The sequence below is a fragment of the Croceicoccus sp. BE223 genome, from assembly GCF_031457155.1.
In the GTDB taxonomy this organism is placed as follows: domain Bacteria; phylum Pseudomonadota; class Alphaproteobacteria; order Sphingomonadales; family Sphingomonadaceae; genus Croceicoccus.
The window spans coordinates 694,004-711,197 of sequence record NZ_JAVDWB010000001.1 but is presented as its reverse complement, the minus strand read 5'-3'; the positions used below and the strand labels follow the sequence as shown (position 1 = coordinate 711,197).

At 68.0% G+C, this 17,194-nt stretch carries 16 protein-coding genes; 13 read left to right on the top strand and 3 right to left on the bottom strand.

Features of this window, described 5'->3' with window-relative positions:
- The first annotated feature begins 118 nt into the window (after positions 1 to 118).
- On the top strand, positions 119 to 1,354 hold the full coding sequence (locus tag J2X37_RS03725; protein WP_310017883.1) for a cytochrome P450: 1,236 nt from the start codon (positions 119 to 121) through the stop codon (positions 1,352 to 1,354).
- A gap of 52 nt (positions 1,355 to 1,406) precedes the next feature.
- Here J2X37_RS03725 and J2X37_RS03720 read toward each other — a convergent pair whose 3' ends face one another.
- Positions 1,407 to 3,278 (bottom strand): ABC-F family ATP-binding cassette domain-containing protein, encoded by a 1,872-nt coding sequence (locus tag J2X37_RS03720; RefSeq protein ID WP_310017880.1) that lies wholly within the window; start codon positions 3,276 to 3,278, stop codon positions 1,407 to 1,409.
- Between the two features lie 134 nt (positions 3,279 to 3,412).
- On the opposite strand from J2X37_RS03720, the gene bchI reads away from it, so the two are divergent.
- Genes bchI through J2X37_RS03700 form a run of 4 tightly spaced genes read left to right on the top strand, consistent with a single transcriptional unit; the run spans position 3,413 to position 7,174 of the window.
- Positions 3,413 to 4,414 carry a magnesium chelatase ATPase subunit I gene (bchI, locus tag J2X37_RS03715; RefSeq protein ID WP_310017878.1) on the top strand — a complete coding sequence of 334 codons (1,002 nt, stop codon included), beginning with the start codon at positions 3,413 to 3,415 and terminating at the stop codon, positions 4,412 to 4,414.
- On the top strand, positions 4,411 to 6,105 hold the full coding sequence (locus J2X37_RS03710) for a magnesium chelatase subunit D (RefSeq protein WP_310017875.1): 1,695 nt from the start codon (positions 4,411 to 4,413) through the stop codon (positions 6,103 to 6,105). Before bchI ends, J2X37_RS03710 begins: the two co-directional genes overlap by 4 nt.
- A complete protein-coding gene (bchO, locus tag J2X37_RS03705; protein WP_310017872.1) occupies positions 6,102 to 6,998 on the top strand; it encodes an alpha/beta fold hydrolase BchO in 897 nt (298 codons plus the stop codon). The genes J2X37_RS03710 and bchO overlap by 4 nt, the downstream gene beginning before the upstream one ends.
- The gene (locus J2X37_RS03700) at positions 6,998 to 7,174 is read left to right on the top strand and encodes a hypothetical protein (RefSeq protein ID WP_310017870.1); all 177 of its coding nucleotides are present in this window, start codon (positions 6,998 to 7,000) and stop codon (positions 7,172 to 7,174) included. The genes bchO and J2X37_RS03700 overlap by 1 nt, the downstream gene beginning before the upstream one ends.
- On the opposite strand, the gene J2X37_RS03695 is transcribed toward J2X37_RS03700, so the two are convergent.
- Positions 7,124 to 7,840: a hydroxyneurosporene dehydrogenase gene (locus J2X37_RS03695; RefSeq protein WP_310017868.1), complete on the bottom strand. Its 717-nt coding sequence runs from the start codon at positions 7,838 to 7,840 to the stop codon at positions 7,124 to 7,126. The two genes, J2X37_RS03700 and J2X37_RS03695, sit on opposite strands and share 51 nt — an antisense overlap.
- 119 nt (positions 7,841 to 7,959) lie before the next feature.
- Positions 7,960 to 9,516, bottom strand: coding sequence for a 1-hydroxycarotenoid 3,4-desaturase CrtD (gene crtD, locus J2X37_RS03690; RefSeq protein ID WP_310017866.1), 1,557 nt, complete (start codon positions 9,514 to 9,516; stop codon positions 7,960 to 7,962).
- Between the two features lie 83 nt (positions 9,517 to 9,599).
- Between crtD and J2X37_RS03685 the strand changes: the two genes are divergently transcribed.
- The 8 genes from J2X37_RS03685 to pufL all read left to right on the top strand — a co-directional run bounded on the left by J2X37_RS03685 (position 9,600) and on the right by pufL (position 17,186).
- Positions 9,600 to 10,700 carry a methyltransferase gene (locus J2X37_RS03685; RefSeq protein ID WP_310017864.1) on the top strand — a complete coding sequence of 367 codons (1,101 nt, stop codon included), beginning with the start codon at positions 9,600 to 9,602 and terminating at the stop codon, positions 10,698 to 10,700.
- A gap of 118 nt (positions 10,701 to 10,818) precedes the next feature.
- The gene (bchC, locus tag J2X37_RS03680) at positions 10,819 to 11,754 is read left to right on the top strand and encodes a chlorophyll synthesis pathway protein BchC (protein WP_310017862.1); all 936 of its coding nucleotides are present in this window, start codon (positions 10,819 to 10,821) and stop codon (positions 11,752 to 11,754) included.
- Entirely contained in the window at positions 11,751 to 12,737 is a 987-nt protein-coding gene (locus J2X37_RS03675; RefSeq protein ID WP_310017860.1) for a chlorophyllide a reductase iron protein subunit X, read from the top strand. Before bchC ends, J2X37_RS03675 begins: the two co-directional genes overlap by 4 nt.
- Positions 12,738 to 12,740: 3 nt before the next feature.
- Positions 12,741 to 14,273 (top strand): chlorophyllide a reductase subunit Y, encoded by a 1,533-nt coding sequence (gene bchY, locus J2X37_RS03670; protein WP_310017857.1) that lies wholly within the window; start codon positions 12,741 to 12,743, stop codon positions 14,271 to 14,273.
- Entirely contained in the window at positions 14,270 to 15,724 is a 1,455-nt protein-coding gene (gene bchZ, locus J2X37_RS03665; RefSeq protein WP_310017855.1) for a chlorophyllide a reductase subunit Z, read from the top strand. Before bchY ends, bchZ begins: the two co-directional genes overlap by 4 nt.
- A 124-nt stretch (positions 15,725 to 15,848) precedes the next feature.
- Positions 15,849 to 16,004: a light-harvesting antenna LH1, beta subunit gene (gene pufB, locus J2X37_RS03660; RefSeq protein WP_310017853.1), complete on the top strand. Its 156-nt coding sequence runs from the start codon at positions 15,849 to 15,851 to the stop codon at positions 16,002 to 16,004.
- Between the two features lie 68 nt (positions 16,005 to 16,072).
- Positions 16,073 to 16,258, top strand: coding sequence for a light-harvesting antenna LH1, alpha subunit (gene pufA / locus J2X37_RS03655; protein WP_310017849.1), 186 nt, complete (start codon positions 16,073 to 16,075; stop codon positions 16,256 to 16,258).
- 103 nt (positions 16,259 to 16,361) lie between these two features.
- A complete protein-coding gene (gene pufL / locus J2X37_RS03650) occupies positions 16,362 to 17,186 on the top strand; it encodes a photosynthetic reaction center subunit L (RefSeq protein WP_310017848.1) in 825 nt (274 codons plus the stop codon).
- Positions 17,187 to 17,194 lie beyond the last annotated feature (8 nt).

Sequence of the window (17,194 nt, the reverse complement as noted above, 5' to 3'; positions counted from 1 at the left end):
GCACAGCCCGCCAAATGCCTAGTTTGCAACGGTGGAGAGAGGCCGTCTGATGCAAAGGCGCGGGGTCTTCCTCAGTGCGACAAAGCCGAATGGCCACGCCATCCCTGGAGAGGACGCGATGACCGAGATACCGAGCCTGATGGATCCGGCCGTCCAGGCCTGTCCCTACGCCCTTTATGATCGCCTTCGCGCCGCCGCGCCGATCTGGCGCATGCCGGACACCGGATTCTACCTCGTCACCAGCTTCGCGCTGTGCGAAGAAGTCATGCGCCAGCCCGATCTCTTCGCGAGCGGGGTCAGCCCCCAGGCGTTGAGCCCCGGCGGCATCAGCGACGAGGTCGTGCGGATCTACAGCGAGGAAGGCTGGTTTCCTAGGCAGTCCTGCTCGACATCGGACCCGCCCCGCCACATCTGGGTTCGTGCCCTGCTCAGCCGGCTTTTCACCGCGTCGCGCGTTCGCGAAATGACGCCCTCGATGCGCCAGACCGCGCACGATCTGATCGACAGCTTCGTCCCGGCCGCCCGCTGCGAATTCGTCGGCGCTTTCGCCCACCCTCTGCCGATGATCGTCATCGCCCGGCAGATCGGCGTGCCCGCCACCATGATCGAAACCTTCAAGGCCTGGTCCGACGCGATCGTCGAGCCTTTCAGCATGATGATCAGTCCCGAGCGCGAGATCGAGTGCGCACGGCTCGTCGTCGAGATGCAGCGCTTCTTCGCCGAACGTATCGAGGACCGCCGCCACGAACCGCGCGACGACCTTCTCTCGGTCATCGCCAACGCGCGCGATGAAGACGGCGCTTTGCTGCCGATGGACGAGGTGCTGACCATCGTCACCGTCGACCTCCTGGCTTCCGGAAACGAGACCACGACCGCCGCGATCGCGTCCGGCATGCGTCTGCTGATCGAAAACCCCGGGATCGAGGCGCGTCTGCGCGGCGGTCCCGATGCGGTCGCGACCTTTGCCGAGGAAGTCCTGCGCCTCGAATCCCCGGCGCAAGGCATGTTTCGCGAGGTAAAGGCGGACACCGTGCTGGGCGGCGTCGACTTGCGGGCGGGCGATCTGCTCAGCCTGCGCTTCGGCGCCGCCAATCGCGACGAAACCGCCTTCGAGGAGGCAAGCCGGATCGATCTCGACCGACGGTCTCCGGGCCGCCATCTGGCTTTCGGGATCGGCCGCCACCATTGCATCGGTGCGCCGCTCGCACGCCAGGAACTGATCGTCAGTTTCGAGGTGCTGCTGGACCGCCTGCGCGATTTCCGGTTGCAGGACCCGGACTTCAGACCAGCCTATACGCCAAGCTTCTTCGGTCGGAACATCGAGGCGTTGCCCGTGGCCTTCACCCCCGCCTGAACCCTCGGTTCAAGACGGCGACCGTTCCCGATTGCCGACCGTTGGCGCGCCGTCAGACGGCGCCCAGCGCCTCCAGCTGCTCGCCAAGCGCAAGCCATTGCGCCTCGGCTTCGGCCAATTCGTCGCTCGCCTTGGCGCGGCGCGTCAGCAGGTCGCCCATGGCGAGACCCGCGAGGCCCTTGCTGGCGCTGGCCGGCTCGAACATCGCCTGGTCGATCTCGCCGATGCTGGCTTCCAGCTTCGCCATCGCCTTTTCCGCCGAAGCGAGTTCCGATTTCAGGAACCGGGCCTTCGCGCGCGACCTGGCGCTGTCGCCCGGCGACGCTTTGGCCGAAGCCGCCTTCGCGTCCTTCTTCGGCTGGTTTCTGCCGAGCACGAAGTCGATGTAGTCGTCCATGCTGCCGGCGTATTCGCGCGCCGTGCCGCCATCGACCAGCACTAGCCGGTCCGCAGTCAGTTCGACCATGTGACGGTCGTGGCTGATCAGGATCACCGCGCCGGAATAGTCATTCAGCGCCTGCACCAGCGCCTCGCGCGCGTCGACGTCGAGGTGGTTGGTCGGCTCGTCGAGGATCAGGAGGTGCGGCGCATCGCGGGTGATCAGCGCCAGCGCGAGGCGAGCGCGTTCGCCGCCCGACAGCTTCTCCACCTTCGTCGTCGCCCGTGGCCCCGAAAAGCCGAAGCGGCCAAGCTGCGCGCGCACCGCGGCGGGGGTCTTGCCCTCCATCTCGCGGGTCATCAGTTCGAGCGGCGTCGCATCGCTCGACAATTCCTCGACCTGGTACTGGGTGAAGTAACCCACCTTCAGCCGGCCGGGCGCGGCGATCCCGCCCTCCACCGGCTTCAGCTGCGCCGCCAGAAGCCGGGCCAGTGTCGTCTTGCCATTGCCGTTGCGGCCCAGCAGCGCGATGCGGTCGTCCGCATCGATGCGCAGGTCGAGCCGCCGCAGGATCGGCGGCGCCTCGCCATAGGCGACGGCGGCCCCGTCGAGCGAGATCATCGGCGAGCGCAGTTCGTCGGGCGAGGGAAACTCGAAGCTGAGCGAGGGATCCTCGATCATCGCGACGACCGGCTGCATCTTGGCCAGCATCTTGGCGCGGGCCTGCGCCTGCTTGGCGGTCGAGGCGCGGGCGCTGTTGCGCGCGACGTAATCCTGCAGGCGGGCGCGTTGCGCGTCCTGCGCCGCCTTGGCCGATGCCAGCTGCGCCGCCCGTTCGGCGCGCTGCTTTTCGAACGCGTCGTAGCCGCCGGCATAGAGCGTCAGCTTGCCGCCCTGGAGGTGCAGGATGTGATCGACCACGTTGTTGAGCAGGTCGCGCTCGTGACTGATGACCAGCAGCGTTGCCGGATAGGATCGCAGGAAATTTTCAAGCCACAAGGTCGCCTCGAGATCGAGGTGGTTCGACGGTTCGTCGAGCAGCAGCACGTCGGGTTCGGAAAACAGCAGCGCGCCCAGCGCCACGCGCATCTTCCAGCCACCCGAAAAGCTGCTCAGCGGCCGCCTCTGCATCTCGTCGTCGAAGCCGAGGCCATTGAGGATCTTCGCCGCGCGCGCCGGAGCGCTGTAGGCGTCGATTGCCAGCAGGCGTTCGTGCACCTCGCCCAGCCGGTCGACATCGGTACAGGTCTCCGCCTCGACGAGAAGGCGGGCTCGCTCGACATCGGCGGCGAGCACCGCCTCTTTCGGGGTGATCGCACCGTCGGGCGCTTCCTGCGCGATGTAGCCGACGCGGGCGCGCTGCGGCTTGCCGATCTGCCCGTCGTCGGGATCGATCTCGCCCATCACCGTCTTCATCAGCGTGGACTTGCCCGCCCCGTTGCGACCGATCAGCCCGACCCGCGCACCTTGCGGGATCGTCGCGCTCGCACGCTCCAGAATGGGCCGGCCACCCAGCCGGACGGTAATGTTGTCGATCGTCAGCATCGGCGCCCCATAGCAGCACTGCTGCCGCGGCCCAATGGGGCTTGTCGATGCGCGAAAAATCCTGTCGAGGGTCACCCCAAGGGATCAACAATCAACTTGTCGTGACGGTCTTAAACGTCCAGAAAGAGTGACAGATGGCTCTCTTCCCCTTCTCGGCGATCGTCGCGCAAGACGAGATGAAGCTGGCGCTGCTGATCGCCGCGATAGAGCCGGCGATCGGCGGGGTGATGGTCTTCGGCGATCGCGGGACGGGCAAGTCCACTGCCGCGCGGGCGCTGGCCGCGCTGTTGCCGCCGATCGCGGTGGCCGAAGGCTGCCGTTACCAATGCCGGCCGGAAGAAGCGGGCACCTGCCCCGATCCGTGCCATTCCTCGCGCAAGCGGCAGGTCGCGGTGCCGTTCGTCGACCTGCCGCTCGGCGCGACCGAGGACCGGGTGCTCGGCTCGCTCGATCTCGAGCGCGCGCTCCGATCGGGCGAAAAGGCCTTCGAACCCGGCCTTCTTGCCAAGGCGCATCGCGGCTTTCTCTACATCGACGAGATCAACCTTCTCGAAGACCACCTCGTCGACCTGCTGCTCGACGTTGCCGCGACGGGCGAGAACACGGTGGAGCGCGAGGGGTTGTCGATCCGGCATCGCGCCCGCTTCGTCCTCATCGGCAGCGGCAATCCGGAAGAGGGCGAGCTGCGCCCGCAACTGCTCGACCGGTTCGGCCTATCGGTCGAAGTCAGAACCCCCGACGACATCGGCCAGCGGGTGGAAATCATGCGGCGCTGCGCCGCGCGCGATGCCGATGCGGAGGCTTTCGCGCAAGCGTGGCAGGACGAGGACGAAGCGATCCTGCGCAAGATCGCGCGGGGGCAGAAGCGGCTGGCCGGCCTCAGCGTGCCCGATGCGGTGATGACCGACATCGCCGCCCTGTGCCGCGCGGTCGGCGCCGACGGGTTGCGGGGCGAATTGACGGTGATGCGGGCGGCGCGGGCGCTGGCGGCGCTGAAGGGCGCACGCTCGGTCAAGCGCGAGCACGTGATCGAAGTCGCGCCCATGGCGCTGCGCCACCGGCTTCGCCGCGATGTGCTGGACGAGACCGGCTCGACGGTTCGCATCCGGCGCTCCATCGACGAGCTGTTCGGTTGATCCCGCCGGACGACGGGACCAGACGCTTCGCCGACGCCGCCCTGGCGCTCGACCTCCTCGCCATCGCGCCCCGCCAACTCGGCGGAATAGGCCTGCGCGGCGCGGGGCCGGCGCGCGATGCGCTGGTCGATCATCTGCGCGACGCGGGTGCGCTGCGCCGCCTGCCCGCCCACGTCGACGACGAACGGCTGCTCGGCGGGATCGATATCCCCTCCAGCCTATCGGCAGGCCGCACGGTGCGCCAGGCCGGCCTTCTCGACGAAGTGCGCGGCGGCACGCTGCTGGTGCCGATGGCCGAACGGCTTGCGCCGGCCATCGCGGGTCGGCTGGCACAGGCGATCGACACGGGGGCCGATTTTGCCATCGTCCTGCTCGACGATGGCGCGACGGCGGAGGAAGGCCCCCCGCCTGCCCTCGCCGAAAGAGTGGCGTTCCTGTGCGATCTGGCGGGCGCGCCGGTCGGCCCGGTCGGTTCCGCCCCTGCCCGCACGGCTTTCGACAAGGTCGAGGCCGGTGACGGCGGGGCCTTGTCGACGCTGGCCGCGACGGCATTGACGCTCGGCATCGATTCCGTGCGGGCTCTCCTCTTCGCGCTCGCCTGTGCGCGGGCGCATGCGGCGCGGCAAGGGCGAGCCACGCTGTCCGAAGAGGATCTGCAGGCAGCGGCCCGCCTGGTGCTGGCCCCCCGCGCGACGCGGCTGCCCGCATCGGATGACGCCGAACCGCAGGAGCGGGACCAGAACCGCGACGATGCATCCGCCCGCGACGATCCCGGCGATACCGACGCACAGGGCGACGACAGACCGCCCGACGACCGCGTGCTCGAAGCCGCGCTCGCAGCGATCCCGCCGGACCTGCTTGCGCGTCTCGCCGAAGGTGCCGGTCGCCGCAACGCGCGCGGCAGCGGCGGCGGGCGGAAGGCAAAGTCCGCCCTGCGCGGCAAGCCGCTGGGGGCGAGGCCCGGCCTTCCCCGCGGGGGCGCGCGGCTCGCCCTGATCGATACGCTGCGTGCCGCCGTGCCATGGCAGCCGCTGCGCCTGCGGGAAGTGCCGGAACTCGATGCCCGCCGCCTCCTCATCCGCAAGTCCGATTTGCGCATCCGTCGTTTCGAGGACCGGGCGAGCGCGGTGACCGTCTTTTGCGTCGACGCGTCCGGCTCGGCTGCGATGGCGCGGCTTGCGGAGGCGAAGGGCGCGGTCGAGCTGATGCTCGCGCAGGCCTATGTCACGCGCAGCGAGGTCGCGCTCATCGCCTTTCGCGGCCGCGATGCCGAATTGCTGCTGCCGCCCACGCGCTCGCTCACCCGCGCGCGGCGTGCACTAGCCGAGATGCCCGGCGGCGGCGGCACCCCGCTCGCCACGGGCCTTTCCGCGGGCCGGCGGTTGGCCGAAGGCATCGCAGCGCGCGGTTCGACGCCGTTTCTCGTCTTCCTCACCGACGGCAGCGCCAACATCGCCGCCGACGGCAGCCCCGGTCGGGCCCGTGCGCGGACCGATGCGGAGGCGGCCGCCCGGTCGATCGCCGCGGCCCGCCTCGCCGCGCTGGTCATCGACATCGCGCCCCGCCCTCGTACCGAAGCGGAGGCGGTCGCCCGGCTCATGGCCGCGCGCTACCTGCCGCTGCCGATGGCCGATGCCGCCACGCTGCGCCGCGCCGTCGACGCGGCGAGGCCATCACTACAACCGGCATGAGCGTACTTGCCTGGGAGCGCGAAGGCCGGGACTGGCCGCACCGCGACGCCAGCCGCTTCGTCGATGCCGCGGGCCTGCGCTGGCAAGTGCAGGTGATGGGCGAAGGCCCGGTCCTGCTCCTGCTCCACGGAACCGGCGCATCGACGCACAGTTGGCGCGACATGATGACGCCGCTGTCTCGTCATTTCACCGTCGTCGCGCCCGATCTGCCGGGCCACGCCTTCACCCGCGGGCGGATCGCCGGCGGGCCGACCCTGCCGCGGATCGCCGATGCCCTGCGCGACCTGCTCGGCAAACTTGGGGCAAATCCCGCAATGATCGCGGGCCATTCCGCAGGGGCCGCGATCGCGCTCGAACTGGCTGCCGAAAGCACAGTGCCGGTCGCCGGGTTCGGCGTCGCGCTGATGCCCTTCACCGGGGCGGGGGCGCAGCTCTTCCCGGCCATGGCAAAGCTGCTCTTCGTCAATCCCTTCGTCCCCTCGATCTTCGCCCACCTTGCCCGCAAAACCGGCGAGATCGAGCGCTTCGTCGGGCGCGCCACCAACTCGCGGATCGATTCCCGGGGCCTGGGTTGCTATGCCACCCTCATCGGCAACAGCGAACATTGCGCCGGGGCGCTGGCGATGATGGCCAACTGGGATCTCCACGCGCTGAGGGGCCGGTTGCCGACGATGCGCTCACCGGTGCTGCTGGCGCACGGAACGCGCGACAACGCCGTGCCGATCTCCTCGGCGCAGGAGGCCTGCGCGCTGCTCCCCGATTGCGATCTGGTCAGGCTCGACGGTCTCGGCCATCTTGCTCACGAAGAACGTCCGCAACGGGCGGTGGACCTGATCCTGCGGCATGCCGGCGCGCAGGGGATCGTGCCCGCCGAACGGATGGAGGATGACTGATGGGCGAGCACTTCGGCTGGATCGAGATCGTCTTTACCGCCGTCATCGCCCTCGGCTTCGGCTTCTACCAGCTATGGTCGGTCAACCGCGAGATCGCCCGCGACCGCGAGGCCCGCAAGAAAGCCTCAGACGACGCGGGGCATGCGGTAGGGGAGCATGAACTGGACGATCGGTGAGGAGAACCGGTCGAGGTCGAGGCTTTCCTGCACAGCCACGACCTCTTCGCCGAACAGCCGCGAATGGAGGCGGGAACGGGCGTAGAACGGCGCGTCCTCCCATGTCCGGATGACTCCGGCATGGCCATGATCGGCGCGGGTCTTGCGCTCCATCTGCCAGATCGTGTCGGGCAGCGGCGCCACCATCGGCAGAGTCTCAAGCCGGGGCGTGCCGTCGGCATCGAAGCGCAGCGCGCTGGCAAAGCCGGTGCCGTCCCTGCGGATACCTTCATAGCAGACCGCCGCGCCCCTGAGGGTATGCGCGCGCGACCAGTGCCAGACGCGGAAGCCCTCCTCCAGCGACTCGCTGCCGAAGTTGGAATCGAGATAGCCGTTCCCGCTCCAGCGCAGGCCCGGCCGGTGCATGTCGACCTCGACCCGGGCGCGCGGCGCGATGCAGTGCCAGCGGTGGCGATTGTCGGGGTCGAGCGCGAAGGCGGTCTCGTTGACGGCTTCGGGGATCACCCGCACCCGTCCGCAGACGCGCCGCTGCCACGGAATGCCGAGCCGCTTGTCGCGCTCCTCGATCAGGATTTCGAGCGCGTCGCCGTTCCAGTGCACCGAACTCGGCCCGATCTGCAGGTCGTCCGGCTCCTGCACCACCGACCGCCGGCCCCGCTCGGTCATGCACCAGCGGGCGCGCGGACCATAGAGCGCGACGTTGAGCGCGGAATGATCGACCGGTTCGAGCCGGCCGCTGCTGCGGTAATAGGGGGAAAAGACGCTGCCCAGAAAGGCGATGATGGTCAGCCCGTGCCGTCCGTCATCGCTGATCGCATCGACATACCACCAGGCGTAGCCACCGGGTGGAACCGCCGCGTCGAAGCGAGGTCGCGCGCCACCAGCGTCGCGGCCAGCCGCCCGGACAAGGCCGCCATCGGCACCCCCGCTCCCGGGTGGGTGCTTCCACCCGCGCAATAGAGCCCAGGGATCCGCGTCCGCGTGCCCTGCCGGAGGAAGGATGCCGCCCAGCCGTGCGAGGCCCGTCCATAGATCGCTCCGCCGGTCGAGGGCGAAAGGTCCTCGAACTCGTTCGGCGTCAGCAGCGAATGCGGCAGAGGATCCTGCAGTTCCAGCCCGCAGCGCGCCAGGCTGCGCCTCATGGCGGTGGTGCATCGCGTTCTCTCCTCGAGTGAATAGTGGTGGGCATCGCCATTGGCCGGGGCGTTGACGATGACCTGCAGGCGCTCGCCATCCGCAACGTTCGCGCCCGGTGCATCGCGGTCCTGCGCGCAGACGTAGACGCTGGGATCGAGCGGCGGGCGACCGGCGGCGATGTCGGCGAATTCGCGCGGATAATCGCCGGAAAAGAAGACGTTGTGACGGGAAAGCGGAAAGCCCGAGGTCTTCGCATGCGCCAGCCAGACGAGCGCCGATAACGAACGGCTCCTGGCCCTCATGCCCGGAACGGCGGCCGCCGCCGCTTCGCTCAGCCGGCCTGAGGCGAGCGTCGCCGGATCGGCGTTGACGATGACCGCGTCGGCGGCGATCCGCTCGCCTCCATCGAGGATCACGCCGCGCGCCCGGCCTCTTTCGATTTCGACCTGCGCTGCCGCGCGGCCCAGGCGGAACCGTGCCCCGTTCTCTTCGGCGACACGACGCAGCGCTTCGGCCAGCGAAGCCATCCCGCCGTCGATCAGCCATACCCCCGTCGCCTCGACATGGGCGATCAGCATGAGCGTGGCGGGCGTGGCGAAAGGCGACGAGCCGCAATAGGTCGAATAACGGGCGAAGAGCTGGCGCAGGCGCGGGTCGGCAAAATGCTCGCCCAGCACCTTCCACAGGCTCTCGTAAGGCCGGATCGCCTTCAGGTCGCCGATCCGCCACAGGCCGATGCGCCACATCAACGGCAGGGGCCAGCCGACCTTGCCCGCCCGCAACATGCTGTTTTCAAGGATCGCATGGATGCGCGCCGCCTCCTTGCGAAAGGCGCGATAGCCGCGTGCGGCATCGGCGCCCGCGAAATCGCCGATCGCCGCTTCGCTGTGCAGCGGGTCGGCGTGGAGGTCGAGCCGCTCTCCCTCTCCCCACGCATGGCGGGCGATGACCGACGCCTGTCTGACCGAAACGCAATCGTCCAGCCGCCGCCCGGCACAGGCGAAGAGGTCGTCGAAGACATCCCGCATGGTAAAGACGGTCGGCCCCGCATCGATGGCGCGGCCCTCGACCGGAAGCTGCCGCGCCTTGCCACCGACGTGGGACAGCTTGTCGACGACCGTGACGTCGTGGCCGCTCGAGGCGAGCCGGACGGCGCTGGCCAGCCCGCCCATCCCTGCCCCGACGATGACGACACGGCCATTCACCTGACATCCCCTTTCCCGCGAATGCATTTGACCTTTACATATCAGATGTCCAATCATTTGGACATATGCAAGGGGATCGATCTTTGGATGCAGCGCCGCCGACCCTGCGGATCAGGCGATGGTGGATCTCGCTCCGCAACCGGATCATTGCGAGTCCGCGCTTTCAGTCGCACGCGGCGCGCAATCCCCTGCTTCGACCCGTCGCGCGCCAGCGTTCGGCGCGACTTTTCGATCTGGTCGCCGGGTTCGTCTATACCCAGACGCTGCGCGCCGTGGTGGAGGCGGGCGTGCTCGATCTGCTACGTGACGGACCGCGCAGCACAGGCGAGATCGCGAAATCTTGCGCGCTCGATCGCCAGCCGATGGTGCGGCTGTTGCGTGCGGCAGAGGCGTTGCAGCTGGTCGAGGATGTCGGCGCCGATGGCTGGATGCTCGGGGAGCAGGGGGCCGCGTTGCTCTTCAATGCGGGCGCACAGGCGATGATCCGGCATCACCGCCTGCTCTACGACGACCTGTCGGACCCGCTCGCGATCCTGCGCGCCGATCGCGGTCAGCCGACGCGACTGTCGCATTTCTGGGCCTATGGCGCGCAATCGGTCGACGCTGCGGAATACAGCCAGTTGATGGCGCAGTCGCAGGAAATGGTCGCCGATCAGGTACTTGCAACCGGCATTCTGAAGCAGGTCGGGTCGCTGCTCGATGTCGGCGGCGGTTTCGGGGTGTTCGCGGGAAAAGTCCTGGCCAGGTATCCCGACCAGCGTGTCGGCGTACTCGATCTCCCCGAAGTGGTCGCGAGCGCGCAGTCGCGAGTCGGGGCGGAAAGGATCGAATGGCATCCCGGAAGCTTCTTTGCCGAAGACCTGCCGCGCGGTTACGACGCCATCTCGCTTGTCCGCATTCTCCACGATCACGACGATGACAGGGCGCTTTCCATCCTCCGCGCCGCGAGAGCCGCGCTGGGCAAGGGCGGCCGGTTGATCATCGCCGAACCCATGGCCGGCGTGCGAGGCGCCGAGCGGATGGGGGATGCCTATTTCGGCTTTTATCTCTGGGCGATGGGCAGCGGACGACCGCGGCGAGTGGGCGAAGTCCACGCCATGCTGCGAGAAGCCGGCTTTTCCATGTTGCGCAATATCCGGACCGACTTGCCCGTGCTCACATCGCTTATAGTCGCGCATGCCTGACAGTATTCTGTGTAATGCTGGATTGACACTTTGACCGATAGGTCTAAGCTGACAGTGTGCCAAATCACCTTTGATATTGGTGCCGGGTCGACCAGACAGAAGGGGATGGGCCTGCGAGATGGATGCACTTGCCGTCATTGTCGAGGCTCCCCGCCGCCTGGCGTTCCGCACGCTCGACGTCATGGCGCCAGGCCCGTCCGACCTCGTCGTCGAGGCGCACTGGAGCGGTATCAGCAGCGGCACCGAAAAGCTGCTCTGGACCGGCGAGATGCCGCCATTTCCCGGCATGGGCTACCCCCTCGTTCCCGGTTACGAAACCGTCGGCCGCGTCATTGACGCCGGGGCCGACGCGAAAGGCAGGATCGGCGACTGGGTCTTCGTTCCGGGCGCCAACTGCTATGTCGAAGCCCACGGGCTTTTCGGCGGCACCGCGCAGCGGCTCGTGGTGCCGTCCGCGCGCGCCTTCCCCGTTGCCGAGTCGCTGGGTCCCGACGGCATCCTTTTTGCCCTGGCCGCGACGGCGCATCACGCGCTCGCCGGCGGAGATCCACCCGAACTGATCATCGGCCACGGCGTGCTGGGCCGGTTACTCGCCCGACTGACGATTGCGGCGGGCGCGCCGCCGCCGGTGGTCTGGGACAACAAGGAATGCCGCCGCTCCGGCGCGCGCGGCTACGAGGTGATCGCGCCGAAGGACGACGATCGCCGCGATTACCGGAAGATCTGCGACGTCAGCGGCTCTGCCGACGTGCTCGACACCCTGATCGGCAAGCTGGCCAAGGGCGGCGAGATCGTGCTGGCGGGCTTTTACGCCCACCGCATCAACTTCGCCTTCGCGCCGGCCTTCCGGGCCGAGGCGCGGCTGCGCGTGGCGGCGGAATGGGGACCGGACGACCTTTCCTCCGCCCGCGCCATGATCGAATCGGGCGACCTCGCGCTCGACGGACTGGTGTCCGACATCCGGCCCGCGACGGAAGCCGAGACGGCCTATCCCGCGGCCCTTCTCGACCCGAACTGCCTCAAGATGGTTCTCGACTGGAGCGAATGCGCATGACGATGCTCGATACCGACATGGCCCTGCGCGCGGAGGCGGCGATCGAGCCGGATCCGGTGCACACCGGAGAGGTCCGCAAGGAAACCCAGATCATCGCGATCTACGGCAAGGGCGGCTCGGGAAAGAGCTTCGCGCTGTCCAACCTCAGCTACATGATGGCGCAGCAGGGCAAGCGCGTCCTGCTGATCGGCTGCGATCCCAAGAGCGACACCACCAGTCTCCTGTTTGGCGGCAAGAGCTGCCCGACGATCATCGAGACCAGCGCGAGGAAGAAGCTGGCGGGAGAGGAAGTCGCGATCGAGGATGTCTGCTTCCAGCGCGACGGCGTCTTCGCGATGGAACTGGGCGGTCCCGAAGTGGGCCGCGGCTGCGGCGGGCGCGGGATCATCCACGGCTTCGAACTGATGGAAAAGCTCGGCTTTCACGACTGGGGCTTCGATTACGTCCTGCTCGATTTCCTCGGCGATGTGGTCTGCGGCGGCTTCGGCCTGCCGATCGCGCGCGACATGTGCCAGAAGGTCATCGTCGTCGGCAGCAACGACCTGCAATCGCTCTACGTCGCCAACAACGTCTGCAAGGCGGTCGAATACTTCCGCAAGATGGGCGGCAACGTCGGCGTCGCGGGCATGATCATCAACAAGGACGACGGCACCGGCGAAGCGCAGGCCTTTGCCAGCGCGGTCGGCATCCCGGTGCTGACCGCGATCCCCGCCAACGAGGATATCCGGCGCAAGTCCGCGAATTACCAGATCATCGGCATGCCCGGCGGCGAATGGGGCAGCCTGTTCGAAGAGCTGGCCGCCAACGTCGCCGGCGCCCCGCCGCAACAGCCGCGCCCGCTGGATCAGGATGGCTTGCTCGGCCTGTTCTCGCCGGAAGAGACCGGCGGCAACGTCCAGCTTATCCCCGCCACCCAAGCGGACATGCGCGGCGGCAGTTTCGAGCCGAAGCCCAGCCTCGAGGTCATCTATGACGAGGTCTGAGGCATGACCGATCTCGCCACCGATTTCGCGCGCGAGCCCGACCGGATCGACATCGAGCCGGCGGCCGAAGGCGGTGGCTGCCATGGCGGTGCCGATACGATGCGCGAGGCGGCGCGCAACGCTGGCAAGAGCGAAGTGCTCGACCGCTACGCCGCCGACTATCCCGTCGGCCCGCACGACCAGCCGCAAAGCATGTGCCCGGCCTTCGGCTCCCTGCGCGTCGGCCTGCGCATGCGGCGCACCGCCACGGTCCTGTCCGGCTCGGCCTGCTGCGTCTACGGCCTGACTTTCACCTCGCACTTCTACGGGGCACGGCGGACGGTGGGCTACGTGCCGTTCAATTCCGAAACGCTGGTGACCGGCAAGCTGTTCGAAGACATCAAGGAAGCTGTCGAAGACCTGGCCGATCCGGAACAGTACGACGCCATCGTCGTCACCAATCTCTGCGTGCCGACCGCGAGCGGCGTTCCGCTGCGCCTGCTGAAGAAGCAGATCAACGGGGTGCGGATCATCGGGATCGACGTGCCGGGCTTCGGCATACCGACCCATGCCGAGGCGAAGGACGTGCTCGCGGGCGCGATGCTGGCCTACGCCCGCGAAGAGGCCGAGCTTGGCCCGGTGGCAAGGCCGCACCAGCGGCCCGACCGCCCCACGGTGTCGCTGCTGGGTGAGATGTTCCCGGCGGATCCGGTCGGCATCGGGCACCTGCTGGCGCCGCTCGGGCTGGCGGCAGGTCCGGTCGTGCCGACCCGCGAATGGCGCGAGCTCTATTCGGCGCTCGATTGCGCGGCGGCGGCCGCGATCCACCCGTTCTATACCGCCAGCGTCCGCGAGTTCGAGGCCGCCGGTCGTCCGATCGTCGGTTCGGCCCCCGTCGGCGCGGAGGGAACCGCCGCCTGGCTCGACGCCATCGGCGCGGCCTGCGGCGTGGCGCAGGCGACCATCGATGCCGCGAAGGACAAGTTCGTCGCCGCGATTCGCGGGGCGCTTGCTGCCATGCCGGTGAAGGGGCGGATCACCGTGTCGGGTTACGAGGGGTCGGAACTGCTGGTCGCACGGCTGCTGATCGAAAGCGGCGCCGACGTGCCCTATGTCGGCACCGCCTGCCCCCGGACGCGCTGGTCCGACCCCGATCGCGAATGGCTCGAAGCGCGCGGCACCCGCGTCAACTATCGCGCGAGCCTGGAACAGGACATCGCCGCGGTCGAGGAATTCGGCCCCGATCTCGCCATCGGCACGACCCCGGTGGTGCAGCACGCCAAGCAGAAGGCGATCCCGGCGCTCTACTTCACCAATCTCATTTCCGCCCGCCCCCTGATGGGACCGGCCGGCGCGGGAAGCCTGGCGCAAGTGGTCAACGCCGCGCTGGCCAACAAGGATCGCATGTCGCGGATGAGCGAGTTCTTCGACGGCGTCGGCACCGGCCATGCCAGCGGCGTCTGGGAAGACACGCCGCAGGACCGGCCGCAGTTCAAGAAGAAGTACGCTGCGCTCAACGAAGCGGCCCGCAAGGCGGCGGAGGCGGTGGGAACTTGACGCTCGTCCTCGATCACGATCGGGCCGGGGGCTACTGGGGCGCGGTCTACGTCTTCACCGCGGTCAAGGGCCTGCAGGTGGTCATCGACGGCCCCGTCGGGTGCGAGAACCTGCCGGTCACCAGCGTCCTCCACTACACCGACGGACTGCCGCCGCACGAACTGCCCATCGTCGTCACCGGCCTTGGCGAGGAAGAGCTGGGCAAGACCGGCACAGAGGGTGCGATGAAGCGGGCCTGGCAGACGCTCGACCCCGATTTGCCCGCGGTCGTCGTCACCGGATCCATCGCCGAGATGATCGGCGGCGGCGTGACGCCCGAAGGCACCAACATCAAGCGTTTCCTGCCGCGCACCATCGACGAGGACCAGTGGCAGACCGCGGACCGCGCGCTGAGCTGGCTGTGGACCGAATTCGGCCCGAAAGCGGTGCCCGAGCGCAAGCCGGTGAAGGACGGCGAGAAGCCCAGGGTCAACATCATAGGCCCTGCCTACGGCATGTTCAACATGCCCAGCGACCTGGCCGAGATCCGCCGCCTGATCGAGGGGATCGGCGCCGAAGTGGGCATGGTCTTCCCCCTCGGCAGCCACCTCGCCGACGTGCGCCGGCTGGCCGATGCCCAGGCCAACGTGTGCCTTTACCGCGAATATGGCCGCCACTTGTGCGAACTGATGGAGCGGCCCTATTTCCAGGCCCCGGTCGGGCTGGACAGCACGACCAGGTTCCTGCGCGCGCTGGGCGCCGAACTTGGGCTGGACCCCGAACCGTTCATCACCCGCGAAAAACACACCACGATCAAGCCCTTGTGGGACTTGTGGCGATCGGTCACGCAGGATTTCTTCGGCACCGCCAGCTTCGGCATCGTCGCCAACGAGACGTATGCCCGCGGCATCCGCAAGTTCCTCGAAGAGGACATGGGCCTGCCCTGCAACTTCGCCTTCAGCCGATCGGCAGGGGTAAAGCCCGACAATGCCGCGGTGCGCGCCGCAATTCACGCGAACCCGCCGCTGGTGCTGTTCGGCAGCTACAACGAGCGGATGTACATGGCCGAATGCGCCGGGAGCGGCTTCGGTCCGCGCGGGGTCTACATTCCGGCCAGTTTCCCGGGCGCGGCGATCCGCCGCCACACCGGCACGCCGTTCATGGGTTATGCCGGGGCGACGTACCTCATCCAGGAAGTGTGTAACGCGCTGTTCGACGCGCTCTTCCACATCCTGCCGCTGGGAACGCAGCTCGACACCGTCGATCCGACGCCCGCGCGGCAGGACATGGACTGGGACGAGGATGCCAAGCTCAAGCTCGACCAGCTGGTCGAGGCGCAGCCGGTGCTGGTTCGCATATCCGCCGCCAAGCGCCTGCGCGACGCGGCCGAACGCGCCGCCCGCCGGGCCGGCGAAGACCGGGTCACGGCCGAACGGCTGGCCGACGCCCTGCTCGAGGGAGCCGGCGCATGACCCGCCCCTACCCCATCGCCCGATCGCCGGGCCAACCCATCCCCGCAGGCAGCGATGCCCTGCGCGGATACCGAAGGAGGCTTCGTTCGCCTCTCGCACACCAAGCAGAACTGGAGACCGGATTATGAATGATCCCGACGACCGTCTCGGCCTGAGGACATACCTCACGCCCGAGGAAGCGAAGGAATTCCACAAACTGTTCATGGGCAGCTTCATCGGTTTCACCGCGGTGGCCGTGGTCGCACACTTCCTCGTGTGGATGTGGAAGCCCTGGCTCTGAGCCGATAATTCCGTGCCGGGGCATCACGCGCCGCGGACACGGTCAACCTTGTAAAGGGAAACACGACCATGTGGAGAATGTGGCTAATTTTCGATCCGCGCAGGGCCCTCGTCGCCCTGTTCATCTTCCTCTTCGTCCTGGCGCTGGTGATCCACTTCATCTTGCTCAGCACGGACACCTTCAACTGGCTCGACGGCCCGAACTCGGCGCAGGGTCGCGCCGCGGCGGCCGCGGCGGCGCCGGCAGCGACCTGACGGCAGATCGTGCGAGAGGCGGCGGCCTCTGAACGTCGCCGCCTCCCGAGGTTCGAGTTGACCAACATCAGCCCGTCGCGCGTCGACGGGGGAGGATAGAGCTATGGCGCTCTTGAGTTTCGAGCGAAAGTATCGCGTGCGCGGCGGCACCCTGTTGGGGGGCGACCTCTTCGACTTCTGGGTGGGGCCGTTCTACGTCGGCTTCTTCGGCGTCGTCACGGCCATCTTCGCCTCGCTGGGAACCGCGCTCATCTTCTACGCCGCCTCGCAGGGGCCGACGTGGAATCCATGGCTCATATCCATCGCACCGCCAGACCTCAGTTACGGCCTCGGCCTCGCCCCGCTGAAAGAAGGCGGGTTCTGGCAGGTCATTACCGTCTGCGCGCTCGTATCCTTCTCGTCGTGGGCGCTGCGCGAGGTGGAGATCTGCCGCAAGCTGGGCATGGGATACCACGTCCCCGTCGCCTTCGGCTTCGCGATCTTCGCCTACTTCACGCTCGTCGTGATCCGGCCGGTTCTGCTCGGCGGATGGCACTTCGGCTTTCCCTACGGCATCTTCAGCCACTTGGACTGGGTGTCCAACACCGGCTACCAGTACCTCCACTTCCACTACAACCCGGCGCACATGCTGGCGGTGTCGTTCTTCTTCACCACGACGCTGGCGCTGGCCCTCCACGGGGCGCTGGTGCTTTCGGCCGTGAACCCGCCCAAGGGGCAGGACGTGAAGAGCCCGGAATACGAGGACACCTTCTTCCGCGACCTGATCGGCTATTCGATCGGCACGCTGGGCATTCACCGGCTCGGCCTGCTGCTCGCGCTCAACGCCGGGTTCTGGAGCGCGGTCTGCATCGTCATCAGCGGCCCGCTGTGGACCAAGGGCTGGCCCGAATGGTGGACCTGGTGGCTCAATCTTCCGATCTGGTCCTGAGGGGGAAA

Bases quoted from the DNA above. Each gene is read 5' to 3' on its own strand.
- J2X37_RS03725 (WP_310017883.1), top strand. From the start codon at position 119: ATGACCGAGATACCGAGCCTGATGGATCCGGCCGTCCAGGCCTGTCCC.
- J2X37_RS03720 (WP_310017880.1), bottom strand. From the start codon at position 3,278: ATGCTGACGATCGACAACATTACCGTCCGGCTGGGTGGCCGGCCCATT.
- bchI (WP_310017878.1), top strand. From the start codon at position 3,413: ATGGCTCTCTTCCCCTTCTCGGCGATCGTCGCGCAAGACGAGATGAAG.
- bchO (WP_310017872.1), top strand. From the start codon at position 6,102: ATGAGCGTACTTGCCTGGGAGCGCGAAGGCCGGGACTGGCCGCACCGC.
- J2X37_RS03700 (WP_310017870.1), top strand. From the start codon at position 6,998: ATGGGCGAGCACTTCGGCTGGATCGAGATCGTCTTTACCGCCGTCATC.
- J2X37_RS03695 (WP_310017868.1), bottom strand. From the start codon at position 7,840: ATGACCGAGCGGGGCCGGCGGTCGGTGGTGCAGGAGCCGGACGACCTG.
- bchC (WP_310017862.1), top strand. From the start codon at position 10,819: ATGGATGCACTTGCCGTCATTGTCGAGGCTCCCCGCCGCCTGGCGTTC.
- J2X37_RS03675 (WP_310017860.1), top strand. From the start codon at position 11,751: ATGACGATGCTCGATACCGACATGGCCCTGCGCGCGGAGGCGGCGATC.
- bchY (WP_310017857.1), top strand. From the start codon at position 12,741: ATGACCGATCTCGCCACCGATTTCGCGCGCGAGCCCGACCGGATCGAC.
- pufB (WP_310017853.1), top strand. From the start codon at position 15,849: ATGAATGATCCCGACGACCGTCTCGGCCTGAGGACATACCTCACGCCC.
- pufA (WP_310017849.1), top strand. From the start codon at position 16,073: ATGTGGAGAATGTGGCTAATTTTCGATCCGCGCAGGGCCCTCGTCGCC.
- pufL (WP_310017848.1), top strand. From the start codon at position 16,362: ATGGCGCTCTTGAGTTTCGAGCGAAAGTATCGCGTGCGCGGCGGCACC.